The organism is Kosakonia cowanii JCM 10956 = DSM 18146 (assembly GCF_001975225.1).
GTDB classification, from domain to species: Bacteria; Pseudomonadota; Gammaproteobacteria; order Enterobacterales; family Enterobacteriaceae; genus Kosakonia; species Kosakonia cowanii.
Genome location: NZ_CP019445.1, coordinates 876,463 through 888,835 on the forward strand (window position 1 = coordinate 876,463; position 12,373 = coordinate 888,835).

Annotated in this window: 10 protein-coding genes; 3 read left to right on the top strand and 7 right to left on the bottom strand. The window is 56.6% G+C overall.

The genetic code is table 11. The features are described from left to right. Positions 1–65: 65 nt before the first annotated feature. Positions 66–680 (bottom strand): transcriptional repressor LexA, encoded by a 615-nt coding sequence (gene lexA / locus BWI95_RS04045; protein ID WP_023478391.1) that lies wholly within the window; start codon positions 678–680, stop codon positions 66–68. Positions 681–788: 108 nt separating this feature from the next. Then, positions 789–1,157 (bottom strand): diacylglycerol kinase, encoded by a 369-nt coding sequence (locus BWI95_RS04050; protein WP_054804254.1) that lies wholly within the window; start codon positions 1,155–1,157, stop codon positions 789–791. Between the two features lie 132 nt (positions 1,158–1,289). On the opposite strand from BWI95_RS04050, the gene plsB reads away from it, so the two are divergent. Next, positions 1,290–3,710, top strand: a complete 2,421-nt coding sequence (gene plsB, locus BWI95_RS04055) for a glycerol-3-phosphate 1-O-acyltransferase PlsB (protein WP_076769051.1) — start codon at positions 1,290–1,292, stop codon at positions 3,708–3,710. A gap of 214 nt (positions 3,711–3,924) precedes the next feature. On the opposite strand, the gene ubiA is transcribed toward plsB, so the two are convergent. The 5 genes from ubiA to malK form a co-directional block, all read right to left on the bottom strand. Beyond that, entirely contained in the window at positions 3,925–4,797 is an 873-nt protein-coding gene (ubiA, locus tag BWI95_RS04060; RefSeq protein ID WP_054804253.1) for a 4-hydroxybenzoate octaprenyltransferase, read from the bottom strand. A 12-nt stretch (positions 4,798–4,809) separates the two neighbouring features. Next, entirely contained in the window at positions 4,810–5,307 is a 498-nt protein-coding gene (gene ubiC, locus BWI95_RS04065) for a chorismate lyase (protein WP_054804252.1), read from the bottom strand. 181 nt (positions 5,308–5,488) lie between these two features. Then, entirely contained in the window at positions 5,489–6,430 is a 942-nt protein-coding gene (gene malM / locus BWI95_RS04070) for a maltose operon protein MalM (RefSeq protein WP_054804251.1), read from the bottom strand. 109 nt (positions 6,431–6,539) lie between these two features. Beyond that, positions 6,540–7,859 (bottom strand): maltoporin, encoded by a 1,320-nt coding sequence (locus BWI95_RS04075; RefSeq protein WP_054804250.1) that lies wholly within the window; start codon positions 7,857–7,859, stop codon positions 6,540–6,542. A gap of 170 nt (positions 7,860–8,029) precedes the next feature. Then, a complete protein-coding gene (gene malK / locus BWI95_RS04080) occupies positions 8,030–9,139 on the bottom strand; it encodes a maltose/maltodextrin ABC transporter ATP-binding protein MalK (protein WP_023478364.1) in 1,110 nt (369 codons plus the stop codon). Positions 9,140–9,509: 370 nt separating this feature from the next. On the opposite strand from malK, the gene malE reads away from it, so the two are divergent. After that, on the top strand, positions 9,510–10,700 hold the full coding sequence (gene malE / locus BWI95_RS04090; RefSeq protein WP_076769052.1) for a maltose/maltodextrin ABC transporter substrate-binding protein MalE: 1,191 nt from the start codon (positions 9,510–9,512) through the stop codon (positions 10,698–10,700). Between the two features lie 124 nt (positions 10,701–10,824). Next, on the top strand, positions 10,825–12,369 hold the full coding sequence (malF, locus tag BWI95_RS04095; RefSeq protein ID WP_076769053.1) for a maltose ABC transporter permease MalF: 1,545 nt from the start codon (positions 10,825–10,827) through the stop codon (positions 12,367–12,369). Positions 12,370–12,373 lie beyond the last annotated feature (4 nt).

The following is a 12,373-nucleotide window of genomic DNA, read 5'->3' on the forward strand; positions in this document are numbered from 1 at the left end:
GTCGTTAAAAAGAGGAAGCGTGGCGCTGCGGCGCTAAACGGGCGCCACAGCAGAGAAAAGAGGCGTTACAGCCATTCACCGTTACGGATCACGCCAACTGCCAGCCCTTCAATGGTGAAGTTCTGTTTACGCAGATCAACAACAATCGGAGAGAAGTCGCTGTTTTCCGCCAACAGTTCAACGGTGTTGCCATGTTTTTTCAGGCGCTTCACCGTTACTTCATCTTCGATACGGGCGACGATCACCTGGCCGTTACGCGCATCCTGGGTTTTATGCACCGCCAGCAGATCGCCGTCCATAATACCGATATCTTTCATCGACATCCCGCTAACGCGCAGCAGGAAGTCCGCATGCGGTTTAAAGAGATTCGGATCGACCTGATAGTGGCTTTCGATATGCTGTTGCGCCAGCAGCGGCTCACCCGCAGCGACGCGACCAATCAGCGGAAGACCAATATCGTTCTCTTCTTCCAGCAGCAGGCGGAGACCGCGCGATGCACCAGATACGATTTCGATCACCCCTTTGCGCGCCAGCGCTTTAAGGTGTTCTTCGGCTGCATTTGGGGAACGGAACCCCAATTGCTGTGCGATTTCCGCACGCGTCGGTGGCATACCGGTTTGGGTGATGCGATCGCGAATCAGATCGAACACCTCTTGCTGCCTGGCCGTTAATGCTTTCATCCCGCCCCCTGGGTGTATATACAGTTATGCTGTGAGTATATACAGTCAACGGCGATTTTGAAACCACATTTAAGCAAAAATCCAGAGTGTTATAGAATTATGGAAACGCTATCGAAAATGTGACCAAAGAAGCGAGACCCAGGTAAAGACCGCCAGTAAGATTGTCATCAGCACCGCCGCCGATCCCATATCTTTTGCCCGGCCGGAAAGCTCATGGAATTCAGACCCGATACGGTCTACAACCGCTTCGATAGCGCTGTTGAGGATTTCGACAATCATCACCAGCGTGACCGAGCCAATAAGCAGGACGCGCGTGATGACATCAATATCCAAAAATGCAGCGATAATAATAGCCAGAACAACGGCTACGCCCTCCTGGCGAAATGCAGCTTCATTAATCCAGGCTGCGCGTACGCCTTTCCACGAATATCCTGCGGCTTTAATGATCCGGGTAAAACCGGTGGTATTATTGGCCATGAAAAGAACCTTTTTAACTATTAAGCGTCAATGAGTAGTGGTACACGCAGCGGTACCACAGAAATTATGCGTGCTTTCTGATATTCTTGCGGCGCAATGGCACTATTAATAACCAGAGGCTTTACACCCTTTATGTCCGGCTGGCCACGAATTTACTACAAATTACTGAACTTACCATTAAGCGTGCTGGTAAAAAGTAAATCGATCCCCGCAGAACCTGCACAGGAACTGGGGCTCGACACATCACGTCCTATTATGTACGTGCTGCCTTACAACTCAAAGGCTGACTTAATGACCTTGCGCGAGCAGTGCCTGGCGCATGAATTACCCGATCCCCTCGAACCGCTGGAGATCGATGGCGCGCTGCTGCCACGCTACGTGTTTATTCACGGCGGCCCGCGCGTATTCACCTATTACACGCCGAAAGAAGAGTCGATCAAACTGTTCCACGACTATCTGGATTTACACCGCAGCCATCCCGATCTGGATGTGCAGATGGTGCCGGTATCGGTGATGTTTGGCCGCTCGCCGGGGCGTGAAAAGGGTGAAATCAACCCGCCGTTGCGCATGCTCAACGGTGTGCAGAAATTCTTCGCTGTTTCGTGGCTTGGCCGCGACAGCTTTGTGCGCTTCTCCCCGCCGGTTTCGCTGCGCCGCATGGCGACCGAACATGGTACGGATAAGATCATCGCGCAGAAACTGGCCCGCGTGGCGCGTATGCACTTCGCCCGTCAGCGTCTGGCCGCCGTTGGCCCACGCCTGCCGGCGCGTCAGGATCTCTTCAATAAGCTGCTATCGTCGAAAGCGATTGCCCGTGCGGTGGAAGATGAAGCGCGCAGCAAAAAGATCTCCCACGATAAGGCGCAGCAGAACGCGATCGCGCTGATGGAAGAGATTGCCGCTAACTTCTCTTACGAGATGATTCGCCTGACCGACCGTATCCTCGGCTTTACGTGGAACCGGCTCTATCAGGGGATCAACGTGCACAACGCCGAGCGCGTACGCCAGCTGGCGCACGAGGGCCATGAAATTGTCTATGTGCCCTGCCACCGCAGCCACATGGACTACCTACTGCTCTCCTACGTGCTTTACCACCAGGGCCTGGTGCCGCCGCATATTGCGGCCGGGATCAACCTCAACTTCTGGCCCGCCGGGCCGATTTTCCGCCGCCTTGGCGCCTTCTTTATTCGCCGTACCTTTAAAGGCAACAAGCTCTACTCGACGGTGTTCCGTGAATATCTGGGCGAGCTGTTTAGCCGCGGTTATTCGGTGGAGTATTTCGTTGAGGGCGGTCGCTCGCGCACCGGGCGTCTGCTCGATCCGAAAACCGGTACCCTGTCGATGACTATCCAGGCGATGCTGCGCGGCGGCACACGCCCAATCACGCTGGTGCCTATCTATATCGGCTACGAGCATGTGATGGAGGTCGGCACCTACGCCAAAGAGCTGCGCGGCGCGACAAAAGAGAAAGAGAGCCTACTGCAGATGGTGCGCGGCCTCAGCAAGCTGCGTAACCTCGGTCAGGGCTATGTGAACTTCGGCGAGCCAATCCCGCTGATGAACTATCTGAACCACCATGTACCGGAGTGGCGCGAATCGATCGATCCGATTGAAGCGATCCGTCCGGCATGGCTGACGCCGACGGTTAATAGCATCGCCGCCGATCTGATGGTTCGCATCAACAATGCCGGGGCGGCAAACGCCATGAACCTCTGCTGTACGGCGCTGCTGGCTTCGCGCCAGCGCTCATTGACGCGCGAGCAGCTCACCGAGCAGCTTGACTGCTACCTTGAGCTGATGCGCAATGTGCCCTACTCCCCGGACTCCACCGCACCATCCGCCAGCGCCGCTGAGCTTATCGCTCACGCGCTGCAGATGAACAAGTTTGAGGTCGAGAAGGACACCATCGGCGATATCATCATCCTGCCGCGCGAGCAGGCGGTGCTGATGACCTATTACCGCAACAATATTGCGCACATGCTGATGTTGCCGTCGCTGATCGCGGCGATTGTCACCCAGCATCGTGCCATCTCACGCGGTGAAATTCTGCGTCATGTGGAACTGCTCTACCCGATGCTGAAGGCCGAGCTGTTCCTGCGCTGGGAAAATGCAGAGCTGGCGGAGGTGCTGGATAAGCTGATTCAGGAGCTGGTGCGCCAGGGGCTGATTACCCTGAAAGAGGATCTGCTGAGCATCAATCCGGCACACTCACGCACTCTGCAGCTGCTGGCCGCAGGCGCGCGCGAGACGCTGCAGCGTTATGCCATCACCTTCTGGCTGCTGAGCGCCAATCCGGCGATGAACCGCAGTACGCTGGAGAAAGAGAGCCGTACGCTGGCGCAACGTCTGTCGGTGCTGCATGGCATCAACGCACCGGAGTTCTTCGATAAAGCGGTCTTCAGCACGCTGGTGCTGACGCTGCGCGACGAGGGTTATATCAGTGATACCGGCGACGCCGATCCGGCGCGCACGCTTGGCGTTTACCAGATGCTGGCGGAGCTGATGACATCGGATGTGCGTTTAACGATCGAGAGTGCGACGCAAGCGGAGTAACGGAAGTGCCGGATGGCGCGTAAACGCTTATCCGGCCTGGGTGATAATGCTGAACGGTATGCTCATTGCCGGATGGCGCGCAAACGCTTATCCGGCCTGGGCGGTTTCAGGGGCACCGAACCCGTAGGCCGGATAAGGCGCAGCCGCCATCCGGCAACTCAGCGCCCGAGCCCGTCAACCCAGCGCACGAGCGCACAACCCCGACAAACCCGCGCTATACGTGCAGATAGCTCACCGCCAGCCCCAGAAACAGCACCAGACCAACGTAGTTATTGTTCAGAAAGGCTTTAAAACAGGCATCGCGCTCGCGGCCTGCAATCAGCACCTGCTGATAAACAAACAGCGCCCCGGCAACCAGCACGGTGGCGTAATAGCTCCACCCCAGCCCGTTCAGCCAGCCGACTGCCGCCATCATCGCCATTACCAGCACCTGCAAAATGCCGATAATCAGCTTGTCGTGACGCCCAAAGAGGATCGCCGTCGACTTAATGCCAATCTTCACATCATCGTCGCGATCGACCATCGCATATTCGGTGTCATAGGCCACCGCCCACAGAATGTTGGCGAAGAACATAATCCAGCAGCTCAGCGGCACGGACTCGCTCACAGCGGCAAATGCCATCGGTATTGACCAGCCAAACGCCGCCCCCAGCACCACCTGCGGCAGATGCGTATAGCGCTTCATAAACGGGTAGATCCAGGCCAGGCCCAGCGCAGCGACCGAGAGCAGGATCGTCATCAGATTGAGAGTAAGCACCAGCGCAAAAGCCAGCAGCACAAGGATGATAAACAGCCCGCGCGCCTCATTTTCCGTCACCGCGCCGCTCGGTAAAGGACGATTCGCGGTGCGCTTTACATGCCCATCAAATTTACGATCGGCGTAATCATTCACCACACAGCCGGCCGCGCGCATCAGCCAGACGCCGGCGACAAACACTAACAAAATCCACAGCGGCGGTACGCCAGGTGTTGCCACCCACAGCGCCCACAGCGTCGGCCACAGCAGTAACAGCGCACCAATTGGTTTGTCCGTACGCATCAGCCGATGAAAGGCCAACAGTTTAGTTGGCGTGAGACTCCACTCCATTTTCAGTTCCTCTTAGTACAGCGGTGACGCGGGCAGAAACAGTTCGGTCAACATCAGCGGTTTACCGCCGAGACGCAGGCGGGAGCGCCGCCCCCATAACTGCTCGTGGCGTCCAATATCAATAAAGTCACGCGTAAGTGTAGAAGAGGTGAAAAGATATCGCCCCAGCGGCGTACTCCCCAGCTTCTGCAGCGCCAGTTCCGGGCCGCTCAGTGTTGACTCGGGCACCACGGTGCGACCAGCAAGCCAGGGCTCTCCGTCGGCGCAGAGCAGAATTTCCCGCAGCCAGTAACGGGCTTCATCAGGCAGATGATCGCGCTCTTCGGCGATCTCATCAGGCGTGACAAACCCCTCGCGGATCAGCGTAACCGTGACCTTTTTGCCCTGTTGTTCAAAACGTTTGGTCATGGAATCTTCCAGCAACAGCCACTCGAGCAGTTGCGGTTCCAGCGCGGGGATTGCGTCCAGGTAGCGCAGCGCACGCAATTGCGTAAGCGCAGGATGTGACATGCCATACTCTCCGGTACATAACGTCGCAGTAGTGTATCGCAGAACCGATTAGTGAGTGGCGGGAAAGTTTATTCGCTTTTCATCCGTGCAACAGTTGCGCAACAGCGCACCCGCACGGCGGAAAAAAAGGTGCGTCTGGCGACGCACCAGTTACTACAAATATCAACAACGTGGGGAGAGATTACCCCTTGCCTTTTACACTGCTGATAAAAGTGGCACGGGCAGTTTTCGACCCGAGACGCTCTGCTTCATTCAATAATTTCAGGGCTTTATCGATATCACCCTTCTCAGCCGCCTGTTTGATCGCCCGGTTAAAGTAGCTCTCGGTATCATTGAGCATCGGCTCGCTTTTCGCGGCAGGTGCCGGAGCAGGAGCAGCCACCGGCGCAGGTGCGGGCTGCGTGTTATAAGCAGGTGCGGCGGTGTTGCCGACCGTCACCGCACTCGGCGCCGAGGAGCCAAACAGCGGGCCGACAAGAATGCTGGACGCAGAAGAGGTGCTGGCTTTCAGCGCCAGTGTGCCGCTGGTGGCATGGCGGGCGATGGGATCCGGAATATCCGGCACCGCGTTACCGTTTCCTTTGGCGTAAGCTTTCGCCGGGTCAACCATTTGCGTGGTCTGACGCAGATCTTTTTCCGTGGTGAACACTAATAAGTAGAGCTTTTGCTGACCCAGCGCAGGCGTCAGTTTCATAGTGCCTTCGAGGCGGTTATCGGACATCACGCCCGGCTCCTGGTAGGCAAAAAAGCTGGAGGGGAAAAAGGCTGCTGGCGATAGATTCTGGTCCAGCACCAACACGTTCGGCGCGAAGACGCTTTCATCTTTGACTTTGCTGCTTAACGTAATATTCAGTTCGCCGATATTGGCCGGCACGCTATAGGCCATCACCGGGCCGCTGATGCCGCTGACATTCAGACGCTGTCCTGCAACAGCGATATCGTTAGTGACGGTTTGTGACGCATTCACCGGCGTCCACTGCAGCTGCTGAAGCGCAGAGGCAGGAATAGCAGGCGCGGCGGAGAGATCCTGCGGCACGATGTTAATCGCTGCGAAGCTGGTCATGGGCGCAGCCAGCAGGCCAGCTGTGAGGCACAATGCGAGAAGACTCTTTTTCATTTTCATTGTTATCACCTTAATTTCGTTGTGAGCGGTAGCCAGGCAATAGCGCGCTTCACCTAAAATTGAGGGGCTTACGCCCCTCTTTTCATGCATTACAGCGGGTAAAACTCGATTACCACCAGATTTCCATCTGCGCACCGAAGGTCCACTCGTCGTTGTCACCACGGCTGGTGGTGCCAAACGGTGTTATCGTGCCGTTGCTGGCTGCAAACGAAGAAGTGCTACCGTCAGCATCGGTCTTCACGTAACCCCATTTTTCATCCCACTTGGCGTAGGTGGCGAACACACGGATCGCCGGGCGGGACCAGATGCTGTCGCCAGCCTGCCACTGTTGCGCGAGGGTGATTTTGTACTGGTTGTTGCGATCGCCCGTTTCCTGAGACTTCACATTGTCGTAGCCCACTTCCATCAAGGTGCTCATGATCGGCGTCCATTTGTACATCGGACGCACGCCCACGGTGTACCAGGTGTTGCCGCGGTTGTTATCGCGATCGGTATCCTGATACATACCGACATACATCAGGTCCCACTTCTCAGCGAGGTTGATAGCACCGTGGTCCAGCACGCGGATCAGGTGACCGTCGTTATCCACTGAGCCGCCACGCGCCTGGCCTTTACCCTGAGAAATCATTGAGTTGGTGGCATATTGCACCACGAACTTGTTGTAGCCCTTCATCATGCTCTGGGTATGTTCAGCGGTGAACATCCAGCCATCTTTCGAGGCGCCTGGCTCCAGGTAGTAGTCATCCGGAATATTGGTATGGCCGTAATCCACGCCCAGTTCCAGCACACCGTCCGGGTTGGTTTGCAGACCGGCTAAACGCACATCGAACACATCGTTAGGCACGTCGTTGTTATAGGTTCTGATACCCGTCGTAGGATCGCGATCGCCGAAGGCAGAAGAGCCGCCGGATTCAGAGGAGCGGGTCGCGGCCAGAGAGAGTTTACCGATGCCAACGTCAATGTTTTCAAGACCTGCGCCCGGGCCGGAGATATCCCAGTAGTAGAAGTCGATCATATGTACGTCATGACGCTGATAGAAGCGTTTACCGGCCCACATGTTAGCGCCCGGCAGCGCGTCGATCAGGTTTTTACCCACGACGTTAAATTCACGCACGGCTGGCGTGTTGCTGTCTTCCCAGTCATTCAACTGAGCGGTTTTGTAGGCGATGTTGGAGTCGAAATAGAAGCTTTTATCAGCGTCTTTCCACACTTCCTGACCTAATTTAATTTCAGCGTAGGTTTCGCATTCGTTACCGAGACGGTATTTGGCATCTGCACCGGTGGCCTGGAAGCACTGCTGCTCGCCGCCGCTGCCGGTCCAGCCAATGCCGGAACGTGCATAACCTTTAAAATCAACAGCGCCCGCCTGAGCAGACAAAATGCCTGCCGTAATGGCGATTGCCAGAGGAACTTTGCGCAGAGTAATCATCGTTCTATCTCCTGAGAGCTTGCTTTTCTTTTTTTACACGCCCCCGTCCGGCTAACGCTTTGTTGGCTGCCGTATTCACCCGTTCGCCTACCTTTGTATGCTCACAAGTGCATGCCGTTGCCGCCTCGACATCATGCGAATGGCTTTGTGTAATCTCTTTGTGGGGTAGCTTAAACGCCAGGTTCTTTATGCAACCGGCGGCAGGCGGTGCCATCTTCACGGAACAGATGGCAACGCTCCGGCGGTAAGCCGATGGCGAATGTGGCACCCTCTTCTACCAGCACCACGTCGTTCTGGCGGTAGACCAGGTTCTGACGTATTGCGGGGATCTGGATATGAATCTGTGTTTCGTGACCGAGCTGTTCGACGACCTGAACAGTGCCGGAGAGCGTGACATCGGCAATATCGCTGGGCAGCAGATGCTCCGGGCGAATGCCGAGCGACATATTGGCGCCGACCTGCACGTTGGCGCTGTCGACCGGCAGCCATACCTGCTGGCGGTTGGGCAGCTCAACCTGCACCTGTTCAATCGCCGTGGCGGTCACTTTTACCGGCAGGAAGTTCATCTTCGGCGAGCCGATAAAACCGGCGACAAAGCGATCTGCCGGGTAGTGATAAAGCTCGAGCGGCTTGCCGACCTGCGCCACGCGCCCGGCGTCCAGCACCACGATTTTGTCGGCCAGCGTCATCGCTTCGACCTGATCGTGGGTGACGTAAATCATCGTGCGGCGCAGGCGCTTGTGCAGACGGGAGATCTCAATACGCATCTGCACGCGCAGCGCGGCATCAAGGTTGGAGAGGGGTTCATCGAGCAGAAAAACGCGCGGCTCGGCCACCAGCGTACGGCCAATTGCCACGCGCTGACGCTGACCACCGGAGAGCGCCTTCGGCTTACGCTCCAGCAGGTGCCCCAGTTGCAGCACTTCGGAGACCTGGGTGACGCGCGATTTGATCAGATCTTTCTTCGCGCCCGCGAGCGTAAGGCCGAATGACATATTGTCTGCCACCGACAGGTGTGGATAGAGCGCATAGGACTGGAACACCATGCCGATACCGCGCTCAGCGGGCGGCACGTCGTTCATGCGGGTATCGCCAATCAGCAGATCCCCGCTGGTAATCGTCTCCAGCCCGGCAATCATGCGCAGCAGCGTTGACTTACCGCAGCCTGACGGGCCGACAAACACGACGAACTCACCTTCGTGAATGTCCAGACTGATATCTCTCGATACCACCACATCGCCCCAGGCTTTCGTGACATTTCGCAGCTGTACGCTCGCCATCCCCATCTCCCTTCGTTACAACCTGATACCAACGGATACATTCAAAGTGGCCTGACTATGGCGTAAGGATTTTTCCGGCGAATCCTCCACCCCCTGCGTTTTTTATGGGGGAGGAGATGGGAGGATGAGACGCGCTGCTCTGCCCCCCCGGCGAGCGGGCGGCGGGTAAATTCGTGACCGGCTTTGCAAAAAACGGCGCATTTTTATGTGCGCTGCGACACATAACGAAAATCCCTGTAACAGAGATCACACAAATCACCCCAGGGGCGTAGGGGTGGGGATGATGAGAAGCGCTTGCCAAAAAAGGAGACTACTCCCGTCAAACCACCTTATGCGTATTTATGAGCACATCATCTAAAGGACGGGATATATGAAAATCAAAACAGGCGCACGCATCCTCGCATTGTCCGCAGTGGCAACGATGATGTTCTCCGCCTCTGCCCTTGCCAAAATCGAAGAAGGTAAGCTGGTTATCTGGATCAATGGCGACAAAGGCTATAACGGCCTGGCCGAAGTGGGTAAAAAATTCGAGAAAGATACCGGCATCAAAGTGACCGTTGAGCATCCGGACAAGCTGGAAGAGAAGTTCCCGCAGGTTGCGGCAACCGGCGACGGCCCGGATATCATCTTCTGGGCGCATGACCGTTTCGGTGGCTACGCACAATCTGGTCTGCTGGCAGAAGTGACGCCGGACAAAGCCTTTCAGGAGAAGCTGGTTCCCTTCACCTGGGACGCGGTGCGCTACAACGGCAAGCTGATCGCCTACCCGGTTTCTGTTGAATCCCTGTCGCTGATTTATAACAAAGACTTAGTGCCGAACCCGCCGAAAACCTGGGAAGAGATCCCGGCGCTGGATAAAGCGCTGAAGGCGAAAGGCAAGAGCGCGCTGATGTTCAACCTGCAAGAGCCCTACTTCACCTGGCCGCTGATTGCCGCCGATGGGGGTTACGCCTTTAAATATGAAAACGGCAAATATGATGTGAAAGATGTCGGCGTGGATAACGCGGGCGCGAAAGCTGGTCTCAGCTTCCTGGTGAAACTGATCAAAGACAAGCACATGAATGCAGACACCGACTACTCCATTGCCGAAGCCGCGTTTAACAAAGGCGAAACGGCGATGACCATCAACGGGCCGTGGGCGTGGACCAATATCGACAAGAGCAAGATCAACTACGGCGTCGCGCAGCTGCCGACCTTCAACGGTAAACCGTCGAAAACCTTCGTTGGCGTGCTGAGCGCAGGCATCAACGCCGCCAGCCCGAACAAAGAGCTGGCGAAAGAGTTCCTTGAAAACTACCTGCTGACCGATGAAGGCCTGGCGGAAGTGAACAAAGACAAACCGCTGGGCGCGGTGGCACTGAAATCCTATCAGGATCAGTTAGCGAAAGATCCGCGCATCGCTGCCACCATGGCGAACGCCAAAACCGGCGAAATCATGCCGAATATCCCGCAAATGTCCGCCTTCTGGTACGCCACCCGTACCGCGGTGATTAACGCCGTGACCGGTCGCCAGACCGTAGATGCGGCACTGAAAGATGCGCAGGGCCGTATCACCAAGTAAGAACGTAACGGCCCTGCTCCACCCGGAGCAGGGCTAACTGGACAGGCTGTATACACGCCAGATTTCACGCTGCCTCGCTCACAACGAAGCGGCGTGAAGAGGGGCGTGTAGAGAGGACACTCCCATGGATGTTGTAAGAAAACGCCACTGGTGGCAAAGCTCGCAGGTTGCATGGGCCGCCATCGCCGTAATCGGGCTGCTGGTGGCTTACCTTGTCGTCATGATGTATGCCCAGGGGGAATACCTTTTTGCCATCACCACGCTCGTGCTGAGTTCGGCGGGCCTCTACATTTTTGCCAATCGTAAAGCGTACGCCTGGCGCTATGTCTATCCGGGTCTCGCGGGGATGGGGCTGTTCGTCCTCTTCCCGCTGATTTGCACCATCGCCATCGCCTTTACCAACTACAGCAGCACTAACCAGCTCACCCAGGAGCGCGCGCAGCAGGTGCTGCTCGACCGCTCATACCAGGCGGGCAAAGCCTATAACTTCGGCCTCTATCCGGACGGGGATAAGTGGCAATTAGCGCTGACGGACGGCGAGAGCGGCAAACACTATCTCTCCGACGCCTTTAAACCCGGCGGCGAACAGCAGCTGAAGGTTAAAGAGGTCGATGCGCTGCCTGCGGGCGAGCGCGCCAATCTGCGTGTGATTACGCAAAACCGCCAGGGGCTGAACCAGCTCACCGCGGTACTGCCGGATGAGAGCAAAGTGGCGATGAGCTCGCTGCGCCAGTTCTCCGGCACCCGCCCGCTCTATCAGGTTGAGCAGGACGGCACGCTGCTCAATAACCAGAGCGGCATCAAGTATCGCCCGAACAACCAGACCGGCTTCTACCAGGCGCTTAACGCTGACGGCAGCTGGGGCAGTGAGAAACTGAGCCCCGGTTATACCGTCACTATCGGCTGGGATAACTTCACCCGCGTCTTTACCGATGAAGGTATTCAGAAACCGTTTATCGAGATTTTTATCTGGACGGTGATCTTCTCCATCCTCACCGTGGTGCTGACGGTAGCGGTCGGCATGGTGCTGGCCTGCGTCGTGCAGTGGGAGTCGTTAAAAGGTAAGGCTGTCTACCGGCTGCTGCTGATCCTGCCTTACGCCGTGCCGTCGTTTATCTCGATCCTCATCTTTAAAGGGCTGTTCAACCAGAGCTTTGGTGAGATCAACATGATGCTGAGCGCGCTGTTCGGCATTAAACCGGCGTGGTTTAGCGATCCGAATACCGCCCGCGCGATGGTGGTGATCGTTAACACCTGGCTCGGCTACCCCTACATGATGATCCTCTGCATGGGCCTGCTGAAAGCGATCCCGGAAGATCTCTATGAAGCCTCGGCAATGGATGGCGCCGGGCCGTTACAGAACTTTTTCCGCATCACCTTCCCGCTGCTGATAAAGCCCCTGACGCCGCTGATGATCGCCAGCTTTGCCTTTAACTTTAACAACTTCGTACTGATCCAGCTGCTGACCAACGGCGGGCCGGATCGCATCGGCACCACCACACCGGCGGGCTATACCGACCTGCTGGTGAGCTACACCTACCGCATCGCCTTTGAAGGCGGCGGCGGCCAGGACTTCGGTCTTGCGGCGGCTATCGCCACGCTGATCTTCCTGCTGGTGGGCGCGCTGGCCATCGTCAATCTGAAAGCCACGCGCATGAAATTCGATTAAGGAG

Excerpts from the sequence above, each read along its gene's own strand:
- malE (WP_076769052.1), top strand. The coding sequence starts at position 9,510 with ATGAAAATCAAAACAGGCGCACGCATCCTCGCATTGTCCGCAGTGGCA.
- plsB (WP_076769051.1), top strand. The coding sequence starts at position 1,290 with ATGTCCGGCTGGCCACGAATTTACTACAAATTACTGAACTTACCATTA.
- ubiC (WP_054804252.1), bottom strand. The coding sequence starts at position 5,307 with ATGTCACATCCTGCGCTTACGCAATTGCGTGCGCTGCGCTACCTGGAC.
- BWI95_RS04050 (WP_054804254.1), bottom strand. The coding sequence starts at position 1,157 with ATGGCCAATAATACCACCGGTTTTACCCGGATCATTAAAGCCGCAGGA.
- malM (WP_054804251.1), bottom strand. The coding sequence starts at position 6,430 with ATGAAAATGAAAAAGAGTCTTCTCGCATTGTGCCTCACAGCTGGCCTG.
- malF (WP_076769053.1), top strand. The coding sequence starts at position 10,825 with ATGGATGTTGTAAGAAAACGCCACTGGTGGCAAAGCTCGCAGGTTGCA.
- BWI95_RS04075 (WP_054804250.1), bottom strand. The coding sequence starts at position 7,859 with ATGATTACTCTGCGCAAAGTTCCTCTGGCAATCGCCATTACGGCAGGC.
- lexA (WP_023478391.1), bottom strand. The coding sequence starts at position 680 with ATGAAAGCATTAACGGCCAGGCAGCAAGAGGTGTTCGATCTGATTCGC.
- malK (WP_023478364.1), bottom strand. The coding sequence starts at position 9,139 with ATGGCGAGCGTACAGCTGCGAAATGTCACGAAAGCCTGGGGCGATGTG.
- ubiA (WP_054804253.1), bottom strand. The coding sequence starts at position 4,797 with ATGGAGTGGAGTCTCACGCCAACTAAACTGTTGGCCTTTCATCGGCTG.